This window comes from Aequorivita lipolytica, from assembly GCF_007997135.1.
GTDB lineage: Bacteria > Bacteroidota > Bacteroidia > Flavobacteriales > Flavobacteriaceae > Aequorivita > Aequorivita lipolytica.
The window spans coordinates 177663-197900 of the sequence record NZ_VORU01000004.1; the positions used below are offsets into that span (position 1 = coordinate 177663).

General features: G+C 36.7%; 24 protein-coding genes. 10 read left to right on the top strand and 14 right to left on the bottom strand.

All coding sequences use genetic code 11. From position 1 onward, the window contains the following. Positions 1–137: 137 nt before the first annotated feature. Positions 138–335: a hypothetical protein gene (locus tag ESV24_RS15510; RefSeq protein WP_068762636.1), complete on the top strand. Its 198-nt coding sequence runs from the start codon at positions 138–140 to the stop codon at positions 333–335. Positions 336–391: 56 nt separating this feature from the next. On the opposite strand, the gene ESV24_RS07020 is transcribed toward ESV24_RS15510, so the two are convergent. The 7 genes from ESV24_RS07020 to ESV24_RS07050 all read right to left on the bottom strand — a co-directional run bounded on the left by ESV24_RS07020 (position 392) and on the right by ESV24_RS07050 (position 7752). Next, positions 392–1330, bottom strand: a complete 939-nt coding sequence (locus ESV24_RS07020; RefSeq protein ID WP_111815676.1) for a hydrogen peroxide-inducible genes activator — start codon at positions 1328–1330, stop codon at positions 392–394. A gap of 77 nt (positions 1331–1407) precedes the next feature. Beyond that, positions 1408–2739, bottom strand: a complete 1332-nt coding sequence (locus ESV24_RS07025; RefSeq protein WP_111815677.1) for a DUF58 domain-containing protein — start codon at positions 2737–2739, stop codon at positions 1408–1410. 114 nt (positions 2740–2853) lie between these two features. Further along, on the bottom strand, positions 2854–3852 hold the full coding sequence (locus ESV24_RS07030) for an AAA family ATPase (RefSeq protein WP_111815678.1): 999 nt from the start codon (positions 3850–3852) through the stop codon (positions 2854–2856). After that, positions 3839–5086, bottom strand: coding sequence for a DUF4350 domain-containing protein (locus ESV24_RS07035; protein ID WP_111815679.1), 1248 nt, complete (start codon positions 5084–5086; stop codon positions 3839–3841). Before ESV24_RS07035 ends, ESV24_RS07030 begins: the two co-directional genes overlap by 14 nt. Continuing rightward, on the bottom strand, positions 5049–5819 hold the full coding sequence (locus ESV24_RS07040; RefSeq protein WP_111815680.1) for a DUF4129 domain-containing protein: 771 nt from the start codon (positions 5817–5819) through the stop codon (positions 5049–5051). The genes ESV24_RS07035 and ESV24_RS07040 overlap by 38 nt, the downstream gene beginning before the upstream one ends. 10 nt (positions 5820–5829) lie before the next feature. Continuing rightward, positions 5830–6690 carry a hypothetical protein gene (locus ESV24_RS07045; protein ID WP_111815681.1) on the bottom strand — a complete coding sequence of 287 codons (861 nt, stop codon included), beginning with the start codon at positions 6688–6690 and terminating at the stop codon, positions 5830–5832. A 93-nt stretch (positions 6691–6783) separates the two neighbouring features. After that, positions 6784–7752 carry a stage II sporulation protein M gene (locus ESV24_RS07050; protein WP_111815814.1) on the bottom strand — a complete coding sequence of 323 codons (969 nt, stop codon included), beginning with the start codon at positions 7750–7752 and terminating at the stop codon, positions 6784–6786. 35 nt (positions 7753–7787) lie between these two features. Here ESV24_RS07050 and ESV24_RS07055 point away from each other — a divergent pair, with 35 nt between their 5' ends. Together ESV24_RS07055 and ESV24_RS07060 are read left to right on the top strand one after the other, a co-directional pair. Further along, positions 7788–8504, top strand: a complete 717-nt coding sequence (locus ESV24_RS07055; RefSeq protein ID WP_111815682.1) for an RDD family protein — start codon at positions 7788–7790, stop codon at positions 8502–8504. Further along, entirely contained in the window at positions 8501–9118 is a 618-nt protein-coding gene (locus tag ESV24_RS07060; protein ID WP_111815683.1) for a trimeric intracellular cation channel family protein, read from the top strand. Before ESV24_RS07055 ends, ESV24_RS07060 begins: the two co-directional genes overlap by 4 nt. An 80-nt stretch (positions 9119–9198) precedes the next feature. Here ESV24_RS07060 and ESV24_RS07065 read toward each other — a convergent pair whose 3' ends face one another. The 3 genes from ESV24_RS07065 to ESV24_RS07075 all read right to left on the bottom strand — a co-directional run bounded on the left by ESV24_RS07065 (position 9199) and on the right by ESV24_RS07075 (position 10541). After that, positions 9199–9474 (bottom strand): type II toxin-antitoxin system PemK/MazF family toxin, encoded by a 276-nt coding sequence (locus tag ESV24_RS07065; RefSeq protein WP_111815684.1) that lies wholly within the window; start codon positions 9472–9474, stop codon positions 9199–9201. Further along, positions 9471–9701: a hypothetical protein gene (locus ESV24_RS07070; RefSeq protein ID WP_200829521.1), complete on the bottom strand. Its 231-nt coding sequence runs from the start codon at positions 9699–9701 to the stop codon at positions 9471–9473. The genes ESV24_RS07065 and ESV24_RS07070 overlap by 4 nt, the downstream gene beginning before the upstream one ends. 102 nt (positions 9702–9803) lie before the next feature. After that, complete coding sequence (locus tag ESV24_RS07075) at positions 9804–10541, bottom strand: peptidylprolyl isomerase (RefSeq protein WP_111815686.1); 738 nt, start codon at positions 10539–10541, stop codon at positions 9804–9806. A 1-nt stretch (position 10542) separates the two neighbouring features. Between ESV24_RS07075 and ESV24_RS07080 the strand changes: the two genes are divergently transcribed. Both ESV24_RS07080 and ESV24_RS07085 read left to right on the top strand, forming a co-directional pair. Next, positions 10543–11184 (top strand): NUDIX hydrolase, encoded by a 642-nt coding sequence (locus ESV24_RS07080; protein WP_111815687.1) that lies wholly within the window; start codon positions 10543–10545, stop codon positions 11182–11184. Between the two features lie 138 nt (positions 11185–11322). Further along, the gene (locus ESV24_RS07085) at positions 11323–12126 is read left to right on the top strand and encodes a lysophospholipid acyltransferase family protein (RefSeq protein WP_111815688.1); all 804 of its coding nucleotides are present in this window, start codon (positions 11323–11325) and stop codon (positions 12124–12126) included. 74 nt (positions 12127–12200) lie between these two features. Here the strand turns inward: ESV24_RS07085 and ESV24_RS07090 are convergent, their stop codons facing one another. After that, the gene (locus tag ESV24_RS07090) at positions 12201–12845 is read right to left on the bottom strand and encodes a hypothetical protein (RefSeq protein ID WP_111815689.1); all 645 of its coding nucleotides are present in this window, start codon (positions 12843–12845) and stop codon (positions 12201–12203) included. A gap of 6 nt (positions 12846–12851) precedes the next feature. Beyond that, positions 12852–13346 (bottom strand): RNA polymerase sigma factor, encoded by a 495-nt coding sequence (locus tag ESV24_RS07095; RefSeq protein ID WP_111815690.1) that lies wholly within the window; start codon positions 13344–13346, stop codon positions 12852–12854. A gap of 112 nt (positions 13347–13458) precedes the next feature. Between ESV24_RS07095 and ESV24_RS07100 the strand changes: the two genes are divergently transcribed. Then, complete coding sequence (locus tag ESV24_RS07100) at positions 13459–14733, top strand: NAD(P)/FAD-dependent oxidoreductase (protein ID WP_111815691.1); 1275 nt, start codon at positions 13459–13461, stop codon at positions 14731–14733. 61 nt (positions 14734–14794) lie between these two features. On the opposite strand, the gene ESV24_RS07105 is transcribed toward ESV24_RS07100, so the two are convergent. Continuing rightward, positions 14795–15124, bottom strand: a complete 330-nt coding sequence (locus ESV24_RS07105) for a hypothetical protein (protein ID WP_111815692.1) — start codon at positions 15122–15124, stop codon at positions 14795–14797. Between the two features lie 59 nt (positions 15125–15183). Further along, positions 15184–16299: an adenylate/guanylate cyclase domain-containing protein gene (locus ESV24_RS07110; protein WP_111815693.1), complete on the bottom strand. Its 1116-nt coding sequence runs from the start codon at positions 16297–16299 to the stop codon at positions 15184–15186. Between the two features lie 150 nt (positions 16300–16449). Here ESV24_RS07110 and ESV24_RS07115 point away from each other — a divergent pair, with 150 nt between their 5' ends. The 4 genes from ESV24_RS07115 to ESV24_RS07130 all read left to right on the top strand — a co-directional run bounded on the left by ESV24_RS07115 (position 16450) and on the right by ESV24_RS07130 (position 20233). Then, positions 16450–16626, top strand: coding sequence for a helix-turn-helix domain-containing protein (locus ESV24_RS07115; RefSeq protein WP_111815694.1), 177 nt, complete (start codon positions 16450–16452; stop codon positions 16624–16626). A 135-nt stretch (positions 16627–16761) separates the two neighbouring features. Further along, the gene (locus ESV24_RS07120) at positions 16762–18915 is read left to right on the top strand and encodes a TonB-dependent receptor (protein WP_111815695.1); all 2154 of its coding nucleotides are present in this window, start codon (positions 16762–16764) and stop codon (positions 18913–18915) included. Positions 18916–19084: 169 nt separating this feature from the next. Next, the gene (locus ESV24_RS07125) at positions 19085–19501 is read left to right on the top strand and encodes a DUF2141 domain-containing protein (protein ID WP_111815696.1); all 417 of its coding nucleotides are present in this window, start codon (positions 19085–19087) and stop codon (positions 19499–19501) included. Between the two features lie 72 nt (positions 19502–19573). After that, complete coding sequence (locus ESV24_RS07130; RefSeq protein ID WP_111815815.1) at positions 19574–20233, top strand: tetratricopeptide repeat protein; 660 nt, start codon at positions 19574–19576, stop codon at positions 20231–20233. Positions 20234–20238: the final 5 nt, after the last annotated feature.

Genomic DNA, 20238 nt, shown 5'->3' on the forward strand with positions numbered 1-20238 from the left:
TCTTTAATAAAGTTAATACAGCACCAAACAGGATTTAATTGAAATATATTTGTTATATTTAAATCAAATATTAAACAAAAATCACTTCTGCCTATAGATAAAAAGCTACTTATTTTAATTTAAAACCTCAATTAGCTATGGCAAGAGCAATGTTTGATTACACCAAGGCTGTGCTTTCAAAAGTAAGTTTTGACGTCAATTTGTTTTGCAAGGAATTGAAAAAAGCGTTAACCAGATTACTTCCCTACGAAGTAGAGGAACTTAAACTCTGGATTGACTCACTTATCAAGCAGAACCCCCAATTAAATCAATGTCTAATCTATCTAAACCCATAAAAAAATCCCTCTGAGAAAACAGAGGGATTTTTTATTGTTCAGGTTTAAACGAATGATTATTTTTTGGTAGGGCTGATTATTTTCACATCCTGAAAAGCAATCGCGCCGCGTACTACACCAGAAATAATATCGTACAAGGCATTTATAATTTGTAATTTCAGTTCGCTTTTACTATAAATTAGACTCACTTCGCGCGCAGGCGAAGGTTCCTTAAAATACTTCAGATTTTTAGTCTGATTAGGTAAAATATCTAAAGTGTGTAAATAAGGTAGTAGCGTCATTCCCAAGCCTTCATTTGAAAGTTTGATGAGTGTTTCAAAACTCCCACTTTCCAATTGAAACTTTTCAATGCTAGCATTTTTTGAAGCTTTGCAGAGATTTATAATACCATCCCGGAAACAATGACCGTCTTCCAATAAGAGAATATCTTCAATATCCAAATCTCCAACTTCAAGTTTTTCTTTTGAAGCCAAACGGTGACTTTCGGGAATATAACCTACAAACGGTTCATAATATAAAACACGTTCTTTTATTTTTTCCTGACCAAGGGGAGTGGCGGCTATGGCTGCATCTAAATAACCATCGTTTATTTTGGTAATAATTTCATCAGTATTCAACTCTTCAATCTTCAACTGAACTTTCGGATAACGTTTCGCGAAATTCTTCAAAAACATTGGCAACAGCGTTGGCATTACGGTAGGGATTATACCAAGCTTAAAAGTTCCACCGATAAATCCTTTTTCTTGATCTACAACGTCCTGCATACGTTCAGACTCATTCACAATATTTCTTGCCTGTTCTACAATTTTTTTTCCAACGCCAGTAAGTTCAATTGGTTTTTTACTTCTATCAAAAATCTTAATTTCTAGTTCATCTTCCAGTTTTTGTATCTGCATACTGAGCGTAGGTTGCGTAACGAAAGTCTTTTCAGCAGCTTTTGTGAAGTTTTGATGTTCGGCTACGGCCAAAACATATTTTAATTGGGTGATAGTCATGGTAAATTAAATTTATACAAATTTACACATTTAATCAATATAATCTATAGGGAAATTTGGGTCAGTATTAAAGGGAATCATAAAAGTCCCCGCGCCTTTATTTCAAGATATTTGTTGATTGTGTTAACGGTTAGATCTTCGGGTGCTGTTAAAATGGTTTGTATGCCGCGCTGCTGAAGTTCGCGAACCATTAATTTTTTGTCTAGTTCAAATTGTTGGGCAATAGTTTGGTCTACAATTTCAGAAAGGCTTTTCGCTTCGGAATTGGTTAAGGTTTTCAGCTCTGTATTTTCAAAGAAGATAACTACTAAAACGTGTTTCTTCGCAATAGCCTGCAAATAAGGCAACTGCCGATGAAGCGCTGAAATATGTTCAAAATTTGTATAAAGCATCAAAAGGCTTCGATGCGTTATTTTCCGTTTTACCAAAGCTTGCAACACGCCGTAATCTGCATCCAAAAACTTAGTGTCAATATTATAGAGCGCTTCTAAAATATTGTTCAAATACGTTTTCTTGGCTTGTGCAGTAAGAAAATTCCCGGGTTTGTTAGAAAAATCTACCAAGCCCACTTTGTCGTTTTTCTTCAATGCAATGTTTGAAAATGCCAAAGTGCTATTTAAAGCGTAATCCAGCAATTTCAATCCGTTGAACGGCATTTTCATCACGCGGCTCGTGTCAATAATGGAATAGACCGGCTGCATTTTTTCATCTTGGTATTGATTTACCATCAGCCGCGCGTGCTTTCCGGTGGCTTTCCAGTTTACCGTACGCACATCGTCACCGGCAACGTATTCTTTTATTTGTTCAAATTCCATCGTGTGGCCGATGCGTCTTATTTTTTTCAAACCGATATGCGATAGCCTGTTGTCGATCGCTAAAAAATCGTATTTTTTCATTTGAATAAAAGACGGATAAACCTTTACTAGCTGCTCTTTGTTGAAAGTATACCTTCTTCTCACGAGGCCAATTGCAGCCGAAACGTAACAATTTAAATTTCCAAAAATATACTCGCCGCGTTCCACAGGCCTTACTTCGTATTGGAAAGTATTTTTGTTTTTTCCTGCAATTGAAATACTTCTGAAAAAATCCCTTTTCTGAAATTGTACAGGCAGTTCATCAATAATTCCGACATCAACTTTGAATGGATAGTTGTTTATAAGAAGAATAGAAACGGGATTGTTGTCGCTGTTTGAAAGCTTTTCTGGTAAAACACGCTCGCCGTCCAAACCATTTTTACTAAAAACCATTGTGATTTCCAACAAAATGAAAACCGCAAAAACTAAAACCAAAACCCAAACAATTCCAAAAAGCCATTCCCACCAATACGAAAAAAGAAATAATACGGACAGCCCAGCCATCACGTAAAAAAATCGCGGTGTTAAATAAAAGGATTTTAGAAATTTGATCATTTTTTCAATAAAGTATATAGAGAAAAGAGAAAGGACAAGAGAGCCAAGATCCAAGAATCAAGAAACTTTTAACCTGCAACTGTCACCCTGAGCGCAGTCGAAGGGCTGCAACTTTTATCTCGGTATTTCTATTGATTGGCTAATTAGGTCAATAACTGTTTCGGGCGTCATTCCTTCCATTTCGCGTTCTGGTGAAAGAATTATTCTGTGTCTTAAAACGGGAGCTAGTGTTTTTTTCACATCGTCTGGCGTTACAAAATCACGTCCGTTAATTGCTGCGTATGCTTTTGAAGCATTCATAATTGCAAGCGAAGCCCGTGGCGAACCACCTAAAAACAAATGCGGATGGTTTCGGGTTTTATCTACTAACTGCGCTATGTATGTGAAAATTTTATCTTCAATTAAAACTTCCTGCACCTGCGCGCGGAACGTTTTTAAGGCTTCGGGAGTTAATACGCCTTCAATTGCGTTTTCTGGAATTGCCTGTTTGCGATCGTGATGGGTTTTTAGAATGGTTATTTCATCTTCCAAACTAGGATAACCCACTTTTATTTTGAAAAGAAAACGGTCCAATTGCGCTTCCGGTAGTGCGTAAGTTCCTTCCTGTTCTATTGGGTTTTGGGTGGCGAGCACGATGAAAGGATATTCCATTATATGGCGTGTTCCGTCCATTGTTATTTGGCGTTCTTCCATCACCTCAAACAACGCAGATTGGGTTTTTGCGGGCGCTCGGTTTATTTCGTCAATCAATATTACGTTTGAAAAAATGGGTCCTTTTTTGAATTCAAATTCTGAAGTTTTCATATTCAATATCGAAGTTCCTAAAACATCGCTCGGCATCAAATCTGGCGTAAACTGAATACGGCTAAAATCTGTTTTCAAAGTTTTGGCGAAAAGCTTTGCGGTAATTGTTTTAGCAATTCCCGGAACACCCTCAATTAGCACGTGGCCGTTTGCCAAAAGGCTTACTATTAGCAATTCAATAAAATCTTCCTGTCCAATTATTATTTTGGAAAGTTGTTTTTTGATGCTGTCCACCGCAGTTTTAAGCTCATCCAGCGGAATGCGATTGTTGAAATGTAAGTCGTCATTGTATTCTTCAGGATTTTCCATCGGTCTTATTTTTAAATTCTTTAATTTCTTGATATAATTTCAGCAATTCCTCTTGGGTGGTATTGCTTTGGTTGTTTACTTTTTCAATAAATGTAAACAGTTTTAAAGTGTCTTCTTGAGTATTTCCGCTGCGTTCTGCAACGGCTTTGTAAAAACGTTCGTTAATTTTTTCCGTGGGAACCCTTAGACGAGTACGGACAAATTCCATAAAAAGCGCAATCTGTTTTTGGGCAATTAAATGGTTTTCTTTTTTATCAAGGTACATTCCCGCAATTGTCCGTGTGTACTCGTAGGTTTTGTTTGTAAGCGGCTGCACTATTGGAATGCTTCGTTGCTTTCTCCGCCCTTCAAAAATGATGAAAAGCAAGACGCCAATAAGCACAAAATAATACGCCCACTTAAAATACTTGTTGTTCAGCAGTACGCGCAAAGGCGAAATATCTAATCGCTTTCCAGATTTGTAATAATTGTCCCAATACAAAGTTTTTCCATCATTAATGTACGCTAAAACTTGCGAGGTATGCTGGGCGTTTTCTTCGGAAAGAAGAAAGTAATTTGAAAAAATCTCAGGTTGTAAATGCAGTAAAAACTGCCCTTCGCCCATAGGGATTTTTATAAAGTTTACGCGGGGTTCTTTTATTTCCAAAGCATCAATATAAGCTCCTGAAACACCTAAGACGGTTTGGGAAACAGTATCTATTTCTGAAAAATAACGAACTGCTAAATCCTTTTTTATATGAAAAGGTTTTTGTGAATCAAACTTTTTGTTTACCAGTTTCAATAAAGGTTCAGTACCTATTTTTTCAACATTTACTTCGGTGCTTGTTTCCAGATTTAAAGTATCCAGCAGTTTATCGCTAAAATAATTTGCAGAAACGAAAACCGTGTTTCCTTTTTCGGCCCAATTTAAAAGGGAATCGAGTTCTGTTTTGTCAAAATCCAATGAATTGTTCACAAAAAAGTAGGTCCCTTTTAGAGTGCTGTTCTGCAAAACTTCAAAAGGAGGTATGTCTTTTTCAACAAGTTTTTCGTTAAACGAATTTTTTAGCAAATCAAATAACACATAAGTTCCCAACGGAATTTTATCTTTTTTGCTATAACTGGGAAACCAATTTACGGGCTGTGGTTTGGTGGCTTCCATATACACCAATCCCGCCAGCACAAGCAGGAAACAGAAGAGAAATATTTTTTGGAGCTTAGTCAACGGTTTTCGGTATTTGGTTTTCCAAAGCATTGAAAGTATGCTCGGCTTTTTTGAAATCGGTTTCGGTAACGGCAAAACTTCCGTACCAAATATAATCGTACAGCGTAGTTACTTTTCGGAAGCCGGAATTTATTTTTTCCGAAGTTATTTCGGCAAAATACTCGCTGTTGGTTTTGTCAAATTCGTAGTTGATGAGTTCAGCATCCGTGAGTTTTTTCAGAATCAACAAATAGTAATAACGCACAGCGAGCCTATATTCTTTGCTTGCTAAAGCTTTTTCAATCAGTTTTTTGATGTTTTTACTTTTGATAATTTCTTCTTCTTCGGAAAAAAATACACCAGGTTTTTCTTTCGATTTAAAAAATGTAGCACCCGGATTTAACTTATAAAATAGCCAAACAACAAATACAATAATTCCCAAAACAAACACATATGGCAGCACGTGCACTAAAAATGATATAAAGCCGCCTGCTTCAAAATCGCCCAAAAGCCAGTGCCAAAATTTCAGCCAGAGTTCCCAAACCCAGTTTGTAAATTGTGACCACCAATTTTCTTCAACGGGCTTTTCGGTATAATCAAAAGCGCTGTCTTTTTTATATTCAGCAATGGTTTCTTTGCTGAAAACCGGTGGATTTAAGTTTTCAGATTGGTCATATTTAATTTCTTTTTTCGGCTGTTCGGCAATGGTATCCTGCGCCAAAACTTTGAATTGCCCAAAGCCAGCCAGAAACAAAAAGCAAAAAAGAAAACTCCATTTCCGCATATTATTCTTCCTATTTTCCGATAGATTCTATGGTTTCCATAGTTCCGGTAAAGTGTTTCTTTTCATTTAGATTAAAGTATACAAAAGCAGTACAAATAACGATAATTGAATAAAGTAGGTATTGAAAAACCATTCCAATTGTAGTAAGCGTTATGTAAACCCAATCAAACATAGAAGACGGATCTGCTGAAACTTCCTGGCTCATTGTAAGTGCATTGATGAAGAAGTAAATGTATTGCGGCACCTGAAAAATGATCATTATAAAGTAGTATAAAAGAAAAACCACTAAAAAAGTAGCGAAAGTAATCCACCATTCATCTTTAACGAGATTAAAGCAATGGCTTATTGTATCTGAAACTTCTTTGCCTTCAAAAACCACCACTGCGTAAGCCACAGAGAGAACTACACCAAGATAAATCCCGGGAATAACACAGAACATGCTTCCAACAGCAACGATTAAACCTACTAAAAAACTTGTGCCTATTAGTTTCCAAAAATCGTTTTTCACCCCAGCAAACACTTCTTCTTTTACAACCGTGCCGTTATTATTAATGTGAGATTTTATATAATGAAGCACAACTCCGTTTAGCAAAGCATAATAAACAACTCCTGCAAGCAGTAAAACAATAAATGCCAAAACCATATTTGTTGAAAAGTTGGAAAATGAACCGACACTATCTAACATTCCTAAACCACCCACAATGGATTGCATATAGAAAACATAAGCGCCAAGCATAATCAAGAGTGCGGGGCCGGCAATTTTGAATATCATTCCAAAAAGTGGTTTCCAGTTCAACCGGATGAATTTGAAAATATCTGTCAAAATAGTTCCAAGCTCGCGCTGTTTTTTAAAATTTACTGATTCGTTCATTCTTGATTGATTCTGTTATTATTTTTTTATTTTACACTTAAACACTTAAACACTTAAACACTTAAACACTTAAACACTTAAACACTTAAACACTTAAACACTTAAACTTTTAAACTTCTTCTTCAATTTCAAAGGATATAAAACGTAATAATATAAAATTAGTAGGAGCGAACTTCCTATTATGAGTATAGCGAGCCAATCTGGCATTTCAGTGTGGCGAGTTACGAAACCCTCAAGGAAACCAGCGATTATAAAAAATGGGACAGTGCTTAGCATAATTTTTAATCCATCTTTTGCGCCGCGCACAAAAGATTGCAATCTTGTATAAGTTCCTGGGAATAAGATGCTGTTTCCTAAAACCAAGCCAGCGCAAGCCGCTATTATAATTACTGAAATTTCAATGGTTCCGTGAATCCAAATAGTGCGGACAGATTCCCAAAGCAATCCTTTTTCATAAAAGAAATATTGAAAAGAACCAAGCATTATAGCGTTGCGCATAATGATAAAAATTGTTCCGAGGCTCAAAAACAAACCAAAAACAAAGGCGTAAAGCGCAACTCTTATATTGTTTATAGTTATTCCCAAAAACATATTTAGCTCGCCCATTTTTTTATAAACTGCCATTGGGTCGCCTTTTTCAATGTTTGCCAAGGTCATATTTACATAACCATCTCCCAAAATGAGCCGAACAAAATTGCCATCCGTAGCAGCGGAATACGCTCCAACTATTGAAAAAAGGAGAAATACAACGAACGCAATTAGCAATTGTTTATGGTATTGCGAGAAAAACAACGGAAATTCTTTAGTATAAAATGTAATAAACCTATTGCGCGACTCGCGTTTGGTTTTATAAATTTTTTGATGCGCCAAAACGGAAATTCCGTTTAAGTACTTAAGCGTATTGCTTTTGGGATAAAAAGTGCGGGCGTAGCTTAAATGATCCGTAACTTCAATATAGAGTGCGCTCAGTTCATCGGGATTCATTTGAATATTATTCCTAAGAACATTTTCAAATTTTAACCATTTATCTTTATTTTGCTTCGCAAAAGCGGCTTCGCGCATATTGTGCAGTACTTTTGCCCAAAGAAACATATTTAATGGAGAATTTTCAAATAGAAACCGCCCAAAATGTAAACATTCTTCAAAATATTGCAGGTGTTGGAGAGCGCATTGTTGCTTATCTGCTTGACGGTCTTATTATGGGTTTTTACGTTTTTATAGTTATTATGCTTTTTTCAAACGTGAATTTATCTGATGATTATTATATGATTGTCGGGATGACTATTGGTCTGCCGCTTTTTCTGTACCATCTTTTGTGGGAAACCCTTTGGAACGGAAGAAGCCCAGGCAAAGCTTTAATGAAGTTGCGCGTTGTGAAAACCGACGGTTCTAAACCGGCCTTTTCAAACTATATGTTGCGGTGGCTTCTACGACTGATAGATATTACCGCAACCAGCGGTGGTTTGGCGCTCGTTACAATTTTATTTAATGGAAAAGGACAACGCGTTGGCGATATTGCAGCATCTACGACTGTTATTACAGAAAAGCAGACCGTTAATTTTGCGCAGACTATTTTGATGGATATTCCCGAAAATTACGAACCCAGTTACCCGCAGGTCACAGTTTTTAGCGATTCCGAAATACAGACCATTAAAAATCTTTTTATGGAAGCGCGCCATAATGGAAACCATAACGTAATTTTAAAACTTGCAAATCGTGTTTCTTCAGTTATGGAAGTGAAATTGGAAGAAACGCCTATAAAATTTATTGACAAAGTGATAAAAGATTATAACTATTATACCCAGAACATGTGAAGCTAATACTCTTAATAGACATACTTGGAACGGTTGCATTCGCAATTTCAGGAGTTCTTACGGCGCTTAATAAACGATTGGACCCGTTCGGGATTTTAATAATTGCATTTGTTACTGCAGTTGGCGGAGGAACTTTACGAGATATTCTTATTGATGCCAATGTGGCGTGGATGCGCAACTTGACCTATGTATACGTAATTTTAGGGTCCACGATATTTGCTGTTACTTTTAGAAAACGGCTTGGCTATATCCGGCGGTCGCTGTTTTTGTTCGATACTATTGGAATTGCGCTCTATACTATTGTTGGTGTTGAGAAAGGGATTGCAGCAGGTTTTCACCCAATTATTTGTGTGGCTTTAGGAACTATGACGGCTTGTTTTGGCGGTGTACTCCGCGATATTCTTTGTAATGAGATCCCGATTATTTTCAGAAAGGAAATTTATGCAACGGCTTGTATTTTGGGAGCGTTGGCATATTTCTTACTACAGTATTCTCCAATTTCTGAAAATTTTATAGTTATTATTTCCGGTTCAATTGTAATTATTGTTCGGTTGCTCGCTGTTTATTTTAAGCTTTCGTTGCCGACTATTTATACTAAGGAGGAGATGGAGTAGAGTTGATGAGTTTAGATATAATTTTTTTAAGCCGCTTATTTAAGATCAAAAATTTCAATTAGTTTTTCATCAATTTCCTTTTAAATACCAATGTCAACATTCCCAAGCAATCCAAGGGCTAGGGTTTTATCCAAAGTAACTAATTTTGATAATCGAATAAGTGAATTTTTCTTTAACCCATTATTTTGATTTGGTTGAATTTCCACATCTGTTTGTTCTTTCCATTTTAATTGGGTTGAAATAAAGGCAATTGTTATATCTAAATCTGAAGAAGCTAGAATTAATGCAGGACGGTTTTTGCTACCGGAAAGGTCTGTAAAAGGAAAAGAAATAAGAACAATATCGCCCTTCTTCATTTGTAAACGGCTTTCAGATCATTCAAAGTATATAAATCTTCTTCATCATCTAAAAATCCGTAAGTTTTTGAATTGGCTGTTAATGTTGCGATTCCTTTTTGCAAAATATCATCCTCATACTTTTTGGCAATACAATCTGCAAAGTCAAGCACTTCAGTTATTTTTTCGGTAGGCAAATGAGAAAGTCGTTTTATTGTTTTTTGAATTAAGGCTTCTTTAGTCATCATAAATTATTTTATAACAAATATAGGCAATTGTCTCAGCCTTTGTAATTTGGATTTTATTTTTTGAAATTTATTTGTTATTTAAAGCTTGTTATTTGAAATTTCCTATTCAATCACCTTTGCCGTAATATAAATATTGTTCAAAGGCCAATCGCCATCATCTGCTTTCACTTTTGAAATTTCCTCCACTATGTCCATTCCTTTAGTCACTTTTCCAAATATGGTGTATTTTCCATTTAAATGTGTTGTTGAAGATTTTGGGCCGAGGAAGATAAAAAATTCATATGGAGCCGTTCTATTATCTGGGTTTTCTCGGTATTCCTTTGCACCAGAAACGGTTCCATATTCGTGAACTCTGCCTTGAATGATTTCCGCGGGAAGCAAATAGTCATTTCCTAAAGCAGCACGTTTCCGAGGCGTTGAAACAATATCGCTATTGCCAGCTTGTATAATAAAATTAGGAACTACACGATGGAAAAAAGTTTCATCAAAATAATGCTGTTTTACTAAATAGATAAAATTTGCGCGGTGTAGCGGCGTATCTTTATAAAGTTCCATTTCAATATCCCCAAAGCGAGAAGTTATTAAAACTTTGGTTTCAGGATTATTTTTTCCGTATTCAGTTAAAAATGAAACTACATTTTCGTTAGTGATTTCTGGATGTTTTAAAGCTATTGAATCAACCTCGGCTTCATTCTCAGTTATAGACTGCTTTTCGATTTCGATTTCGTTTTCGATTTCGATTTCATCCCTATTGCTATCGGCATCGGACGCCTTTTTATTATCTTCACAGCTTCCAAAGAATAAAACAATTCCGAACAAATAAATAAATAACTTTCCCATAATGGATTTTCGCGATTTTGAAAAACGGATTGTAAAAGTAACAAAAATGGAACTTCCAGGCGAAGCTGTACAATTTAAAATGGCGCCCATAGAACGATTGGAGGAATTGAAAAGAGTAGCCCGCAAAAAGAACATTGCAAAACATGCAGGCGTAATGTCGCTGTTTTATCCTTCGGAAGATTATGAAACACGTCTAATTTTAATTCTTCGGAAAACATACAAAGGGGTTCACTCTGCCCAAGTGGGTTTTCCCGGCGGGAAGCTTGAGGCAGAAGATAAATCCATTCAAGATGCGGCCCTGCGCGAAACGGAGGAGGAGGTAGGAGTTTCAAGGGAAACTATTGCAGTTTTAAAAAAGCTCACTGAAATTTACATTCCTCCCAGCAACTTTTTTGTGCAACCGTTTTTGGGGATCACAACTGAACTTCCAAAGTTTGTTCCGCAAGAAGAGGAAGTGGAAGCGCTTATAGAAGTTGCTTTGCAAGATTTTATGGATGATTTAAACATAACTACCCAAACGCTATCTACATCATACGCGGCAAGTATTGAAGTACCTGCCTTTAATCTCAACGGCCACATAGTTTGGGGCGCTACCGCAATGATGCTCAATGAAGTGCGCGAATTGCTTAAAAAAGTGCTGTAACGGCTTATTTTAGTATATTTGTGATGTTACAATTTGAAGTGTTAGGTACGAAACTTGAAATTGAAAAAATCTACATTAAAAAATAAATACTGATTACTGCGAACTGAATACTGACCACTGAATACTGATTACTGAAAAATGAGTCTCTTCAAAAAAAACCCATTTGGGCATGCACTTTTTTTAAAACTCTGGTTGATACGTATCGCCGGGCTTTTAACGCACAGGCGGTTTAAAGGTTTCAACGATCTTCAAATTCACGGTAGTGAAATTATAAGAGCGCTTCCAGAAAAAAATGTTCTCTTTGTGAGCAACCACCAAACCTATTTTGCAGATGTTGCCGCGATGTTGCACGTCTTTAACGCAAGTTTAAAGGGACGAGATGACAATATTAAAAACGTAGGTTACTTATGGAATCCAAAGCTGAACATCTATTTTGTGGCTGCAAAGGAAACAATGAAAGACGGCCTCTTGCCTAAAATACTTGCGTATGCGGGTTCGGTAAGTATAGAGCGCACTTGGCGCGAAAAAGGAAAAGAAGTGAATAAGCAAGTGAAGATGAGCGATGTGAGTAACATTACAAAGGCTTTGAACGATGGTTGGGTTATCACTTTTCCACAGGGAACCACGAAGCCGTGGAAACCAATACGTCGCGGAACAGCTCACATTATTAAACAAAACAAACCTGTCGTGGTTCCTATTGTAATTGACGGTTTCAGAAGATCTTTTGACAAAAAAGGTATCAGAATTAAGAAACGCGGCATTCTTCAATCTATTGAAATAAAACCACCCCTTGATATAGATTACGAAAACGAAACAATGGACCAAATTGTTGAGAAATTGGAATACGCCATCGAGCAGCATTCTTCTTTCCTTAAAGTAATTCCAAGAACCGAGATTCAAAGCGAAGAAGAGCTCAACAAAGAGCGTGAATGGCGTTATTAAAAAAGTATTCAGTGGCAGTTGGCAGTGCTTTACCTAAAGAAAATGATTACTGAAACTGCAGACTGCTTCTTCTTTTACATTTCTATTTTCTTCAGTTCTTTATAGTTTTTATTGAGTTTTCTCATTAAAATTCCATAAACAATTCTGTAGAATAAAATTATGAAAACAATCATCACGATTCCAAAAAGGATTTGAATCAAAAAGAAAATATTCATAAATTTTTCTTGTGAAATGCTTGCAATGCCGTAATCTTCAATCATAAATTTAAATACGATGTCTTGGTTTAGGTAATAGAAAATATTAATTCCTATTATCAAAATGATGCAGGCTGTAATGTTATAAACCACAAAATATTTTACCGTTTTGCGTGTTTGCAAAATATTCCTCATTAATTCTTTGATGGAATCTGTAGTGGAAATTTTACGGTAGTTTCTATAAAATAGAAAAATGAACACCCCAAAAATTGAATAGTTTACCACATTAACGCCTATTAAAATATTATGCAGACCTATGTCATCACTAAATTTTCTGCTAGATTCTGGCACGAAAAAGGCGAGTAGCGTCCAGAAAATAATTTCGGCTATACTGATATAAAAAATCCATTTTACTATGGAAGATGATTTCTTCAACAGCATTTTATAGATATCATCATAAGTAAGCTTAGGAAGCTCCTGCTCCCTACTTTGCCATTGTTTTTTTAATAATTCTAGTTGATCCATAATATGTTACGGATTTATAATAGTTCGTAATTTTTCCTTTATCCTGTTCATTTTCACACGTGCATTTACTTCGGTAATACCTAAGGTTTCAGAAATCTCTCTATAATTTTTGTCTTCTAAATAAAGAAAGACAAGCGCTTTATCAATATCGTTTAGATCCTTAACGGCACTGTACATCAACTTTAATTGTTGTTCTGCAGTATCATCGTACGGTACCGAAGAAATTTTAAAACTAACCCCTTCATAATCTTGGGTTTTTATGCTGCGCTTGGATTTTCTGTAAAGTGTAATGGCCGTATTTAATGCCACGCGGTACATCCAGGTGCTGAATTTGGAATCGCCACGAAACTTTGGGTACGCACGCCAAAGCTGAATGGTTATTTCCTGAAACAGGTCGTTGTGCGCGTCGCTGTCATTGGTATATAGCCTACAGATTTTATGTACAATGTTTTGATTTTCCTCAAGTTGGGTTACAAAACTATGTTCCAGTTGTTTATTCAATTGCTTTTGTTGCTGTTTAGTTAGTACTTACTTAAGACCCTTTGTTACAAAAATCCTAAAAAATACCTTAACTCTTTTCAGTATGATTAACTTTATGAAAATATAAAAACAAATGAACATTCCTGAAACTAGTCTTCCACGAATTATAGTAATAGGAGGCGGATTTGCCGGTATTTCTTTTATAAAAAAACTTCAAAAAGAAAAGGTTCAAATAATACTTTTTGACCGTCACAATTACCATACTTTTCAGCCACTGCTGTACCAAGTTTCCACAGCAGGGCTCGAGCCAGATTCTATAGCATATCCGCTTCGGAAAATTTTCAGGACAAAAATGGATTTTCACTTTAGAATGGGTGAGGTTGAAAATATAGATACAGAAAACAATACAATTTCTTCGTCCATCGGAAACTTGAAGTTTGATTACCTAGTAATTGCCACAGGCACGCGCACCAACTTTTTCGGAAATGAAAATATTGCTGAAAACAGCATGCCAATGAAGACGATTCCGCAAGCGCTAAACATTCGTAGCTTGATGCTTCAAAATATTGAAAAAGCAGATATTACTACAGATGAAACCGAAAGAAAACGTTTGTTGAACTTCGTAATTGCAGGTGCAGGCCCAACGGGAGTAGAGCTTGCAGGTGCTTTGGCAGAATTCAGAAAGGGAATTCTTGAACACGATTACCCAGAGCTAGAAGAAGAAGAAATGAACGTTCACCTTATAGAAGGACTTGATAGGGTGCTGCCGCCCATGAGCGAAAAGGCTTCGGAAAAAGCACAGAAATTTCTGGAAAAACTTGGCGTACAAATTCATCTAGAAACTTTTATAAGCGATTACGACGGAAAAACGGTCACTACCAGAGACGGTCAAAAATTTGAAACCGCTACCTTTATTTGGGCAGCAGGTGTAACCGGAGCACCCATAAAAGGAATAAGTGGCGATGCGCTTGTGGAAAAAGCCAATCGGTACAAAGTTGATGAATGCAACAAAATATTAGGTTTTGAAAACATTTATGCTTTGGGCGATATTGCCATGATGCAAACTGAGGAATTTCCAAAAGGCCATCCGCAAGTTGCACAGCCAGCCATTCAGCAAGGAAAGCATTTGGGAAAAAATTTCAGAAGAATGCTGAAAGGCGATAAAATGGAACCATTTGAATATTTCGACAAAGGAACCATGGCTACCGTTGGTAGAAACAAAGCGGTAGTAGATATTGGCAAACTACACTTTGGCGGGGCCATTGCTTGGTTTTTATGGATGTTCGTTCATCTGTGGTTTTTGGTGGGTTTTAGAAATAGAGTTGTAACATTTTTTAATTGGACATACAGTTACATAAATTATGATCGTGCGGCGCGATTAATTATTAGGCCGTTTAAGAAAAGTTGAAAGTTGAAAGTTGAAAGTTCAAACCTGCAACCTGCAACCTGCAGCCTGCAACCAGCAAAACTTACTCAACTCTAACCTTAATTGGCCCTCCATTGGAAACCCAACCACCTCCAATTTCGTCAATGTTCACATCCAGTTCGTCCGTTGTTTCAATTTTTTTGATGTTTACTTTCACTTCATCATACGTGTCAACGCTTTTTAGATTTACATTCAATTCATCTGAGGTGTTGATGTCAACCAAACGTACATCTATTACTTCAGTAATGGGTTTTTGGGTTGCTTTTTCACTCGCATAAGCCGAAGGGATGATGTCAAAGTCCTTTGCCACGTTAATGGTTAAGCAAATAGCAATTATCGTCAAAATGATTTTTGTGTAGTTGTCTGTTTTCATATTTTTAAGTTTATAAGTTTATAAGTTTAATAGTTATGATGGGGATGGGTTAATTTAAATTACTTTTTCAGATAAGTAACTAGTTCAATCTCCTCGCTTTTTCCACGTAGTTTTTCTTTTCCCAGTTCCTTTTTTGTCACTCCTTTTGGCAGTTTATATGCTATATCTGCAAATTGTTTGGAGGCCAGAATTTCAACATCTAGTTCGTTGCACATTGCTTGAATTCGCGATGTAGTATTTAAAACATCGCCAGAAAAAGCAATGTCGCGTTTTATTTGTCCAATTTCACCGACCATCACCGTTCCGTAATGAAGGCCAACTTTAAATTCGGGAACAACGCCGTATTTTTTCAAATATTTAGGAGCTTTATAGGCAATTATTTTTTTCATACTATAAAAACACTGAACGGTGTTTCCGCGTTTCAATCCCCATTTCATTTTCCATGAAACAACCACCTCATCGCCTACGTATTGATAGACCTCGCCTCTGGTTTGCACAATTGCGGTTGCAATATGCCTAAAAAAATCCTTCAAAAAATTGAAGTATTTTTCTTCGCCCAAACGTTCTGCAATACCTGTGGCATTTTTAATATCGGCAAACATAAAAATACGCCGTTCGTGCTTGGGTCTAAAATATCTTCCTATTAAATAATCTGGAAAAACTCCCGGCCCGTACTTATCATTCACCATCAAAACGATGAGCGTTACTAAAACGATAAACAACCAAATAATATAATTTTTGATAAATAGCCAAGAACCAAAAAAATATAATGTTTGCTGAAGTACTTCCCAAGAATAAAACGGAACGCCCAGGTCTTCACTTGTTATGTATATGGAGCCAAAGGAGCCAACCAAAAAAGCCGTAAAGGTATAGGCAATGATTAAATAGAGTAGCGCTTTCCAAAAAACTAAACGCCGCAGCCAGCGCTCCATTAGGTTTACGGTAACAATTCCACCGATGAGACCCGCTGAAATGGCAACAATTAGGTTTGCCATCACTGCGGAGTAAAAATCATAACTGGAACTAAGTACTCCATTGCTTTTTAGAGTGATGTACTCATAAAAAAACATAATATTTGATATGATAACCCAGGCTATCAAGATCCAGAAAGCCCGACGCGTATAAAACAACAGCTGACGCGTGTTGTATCTTTCAAAATTTGGTTTAATGGCCATTTAAAATTTTTGTGTTTGATAGAGAAATCCTTTTTTCTGAAAGCATCAGCTATTCTTTTCTTTCGAAGATACAATTCCATTTCTTACTTCATAGAAAAACAGTATTGAATTTTTTTTAAAGTCGAGTAAACGCTGCAGGGTCATGATGTAATGATGGCGAAACGGAAAATGTCCCTAAACGAACTTTCTGAAAAAGTGGGATTAACACTTTCAAATCTCTCCATTTTAAAAACAGGAAAAGCAAAAGCGGTGCGCTTCAGTACGCTGGAAGCTATTTGTGAAGTATTGGAATGTCAGCCCGGAGATATTTTGGAATTTGTTGAGTGATTTTTTTTAACATAAATTCTATTACAAAATGGAATATTACAGTTGAGCAATCTATTTTCACAGTTCGGTCTGTTTTTTTCTGAAAAGATATATTGAAATTTCACCTTTGAACTGAAAATTAAAACCAACCAACTCATGAAAATTTCAGTCATCACATTTCTAATCGCTATTTTCCCGAGTCTACTTTTGGCACAAACTATAGTTTCGGGGACGGTATCAGACAATAATGGAATACCCATTGTAGGAGCCAATGTCTATTTGGAAGGAACCTATGACGGAAGCACTTCAGACGAAATTGGAAAATTTTCCTTTAAAACTTCTGAAACTGGCACTCAAACTTTAACCGTTTCCTATGTTTCTTTTGAGGCCACTAAAATTACCGAGGACGTTTCGAAAATGCAGCAACTTAAAATTCAACTTCGCGAGGATGTGAATTCCTTGGAAACCGTTACTATTTCTGCAGGTTCATTCTCTGCGGGCGATAATAGTAAGATTTCGGTTTTAAAACCTTTGGATATTGTAACTACCGCTAGCGCATTGGGCGATTTTGTGGGAGCCTTGCAAACCTTGCCCGGGACCACTACTGTAGCCGAAGATGGCCGTCTCTTTGTTCGCGGTGGCGATGCTGGCGAAACACAGATTTTTATTGACGGCATTCGCGTATTTACACCCTATTCGCCTACAACCAATAACGTGCCTACACGCGGGCGTTATAGTCCGTTTTTGTTTGATGGCATCACTTTTTCCACAGGTGGTTATTCTGCAGAATATGGGCAGGCGCTTTCTTCAGTTTTGCTTTTAAATACTATTGACGAGCCTACCCAAGAAAAGACCGATATTTCTATTATGAGCGTTGGTGGTGGTTTGGGGCATACTAAAAAGTGGGAAAAAAGCTCGTTGAGTGTAAACGCAACCTATATAAACCTAGCGCCATACATTGCACTTTTACCGGATAGAAATGATTGGGAAAAACCTTTTGAAACGGCTTCGGGTGAAGCAGTTTTCCGTCAGAAAATAGGGGGTGGGTTATTAAAAGTTTATGGGGCTTTTGATACTTCCAATTTTGAACTTACGCAGGAAGACGTAAATCAACCCGAGGGAACACGATTCAAATTGAATAACCAAAACTTTTACACCAACGCCAGTTACAGCGAAATGCTGAACAACGATTGGTCAATTTTTGGAGGTGGAAGTTATACGTACGCAAAAACAAATGTGGGAATTGATGAAGCGGATATTAAGGACGTGGAAAATTCAGCACATTTTAAAGTGAAGTTAAAAAAACGCTTCAGCAACAGATTTAAACTGAATTTTGGCGCAGAACAATTCGTGACAGATTTCAACGAAAATTATGATGATTCTAATTTTTCAGCGAAGCTTGGTTTCAACAATAATATTTCTGCAGCATTTACGGAAGCTGATATTATTTTTTCTCGAGAACTCGCTTTAAAAGTTGGTGTTCGCGGAGAGTACAGTGAGCAGTTTAAGGAATTTACAGTGTCGCCAAGAGTGTCATTTGCCTATAAAACTGGGAAAAGCAGTCAACTTTCTTTGGCCTACGGCGATTTCTTTCAGCAACCGGATAGTGATGTTTTAAAATTCACAAATAAACTGGAAGCACAGCAGACGCAGCATTATATTATGAACTATCAATATTCGGCAAACAACAGAATTTTCCGAGCTGAGATTTATAAGAAACAGTACAACAATTTAGTTACATACAACGATGAATTTCCAGATGTGAACACCGCGTTTTTGAACAATGGTGACGGTTATGCACAAGGGCTTGATCTATTTTGGCGCGATAATAACTCACTTAAAAACATAGATTATTGGTTAAGCTATTCCTATTTGGATACTGAAAGAAAATACAGAAATTATCCTATTGAAGCTACGCCCAGTTTTGCAAATACCCACAATTTTTCAGCGGTTGCGAAATACTGGATCAACGATTGGAAAAGCCAGATAGGCTTTAGTTATCAATATGGAAGCGGAAGAACTTACACAGATTTAAATAAACCTGGCTTTCTTCAAAGTAAGACCAAGAGCTATAACAGTGTTAGTTTGAACTGGGCGTATTTAATTTCCCAACAAAAAATTCTTTACGTTTCCGTAAACAATGTGTTCGCCTTTAAAAATGTAAACGGTTATCAATACGCAAACGCTCCTGATGTAAACGGAAATTTCGCCAGGAGAGAATTGCTTCCAGCGGCAGACCAATTCTTTTTTGTCGGCTTTTTCTGGACTATTAGTGATGACGGGACGGATAACCAGTTGGATAATTTGTAGTCTCCCTAGCCCCCAAAGTGGAAATTCATTCATGGCTCCTCCCTCTGGGGAGGCTGGGAGGGGACAAAACACAATTCAACCCACATATTCAACAATTGGGTAAATGTATTTTTTCAAAAGAAATATTTTAAAGGAAATTTGAATCAGTTAAATATTAAAACATATAATTATGAAAACACTACTAATTTTATTCTCACTTATTATTGGCTGCATTAGTACCCAAGCGCAAAATACTATTGAGGTTTCTATCTCAAACTTTGAAAACAATGAAGGGAAAGCAATGATTGGGCTTTACAATTTAGAGGTAGATTTTTTGAAAAAAGAATTCAAATCTTTTGCTAAGGAAATAACTGGTAAACAAGTAAAAGTATCTTTTGAAAATATTCCCGACGGCACGTATGCTGTATCGGTATTCCATGATGAAGATAACGACAATGAATTTGATATGTTTTTAGGCTTTATCCCTTCGGAAGATTATGGAAACTCAAACAATGTTTCTCCACGATTCGGACCCCCAGAGTGGAATGACGCCAAATTTGAAGTAAAAGGCGGTGAAATAAAAAAAATAAAAATTGAAATAATGTAATTATTCAGTCAATAAGAACTAAGATTAATTGAAAATATTGAAAAATAATACTAACCAATAAAAATGAAAACCATGCAAAATGTAGTTACTTACTTCGCCATCTTCTTTACTGCTCTCTTTATGCAGGCGCAAACTGATAACGCCGCAAGCGCTGATGCCACACCTACTAAATATCAACAAGGAATGCAGAAGGCCTTTCAGCTTTGGCAAGAAGAAAAACCTTGGGACGCTGCAAATATGTTTGAACGTATTGCCACGGCTGAACCTGACAACTGGTTGCCACCCTATTATGTGGCGCAGATTAACGTAATTAATAGCTTTGCTGAAAAAGATAAAACCAAACTTACGGCCCAATTGGACAAAGCCCAAGATTTTATAAATGATGCTACGGCAATTTCAAAAAATAATCCAGACTTACTTGTTTTGCAGGCTCAATTATACACGGCTTGGATCATTTTTGACGGACAGCAGTACGGAATGACCTATTCTCCAAAGGCTTCAGAACTTTACAGTAAAGCTTTAGCTATTGCGCCGGACAATCCACGAGTTATTTTATCTAAAGCTGAATGGGATATGGGGAGTGCTAAATATTTTGGACAGTCTATTGAACCCTATTGCAAAGAGATTCAAAGGGCCATTGATCTTTTTGCTACCTTTAAACCGGCGGGTGAGTTTTACCCAACTTATGGCGAAGAGCGGGCCAAACAAGTTCAAATGGAAAGCTGTAATTAAAATTT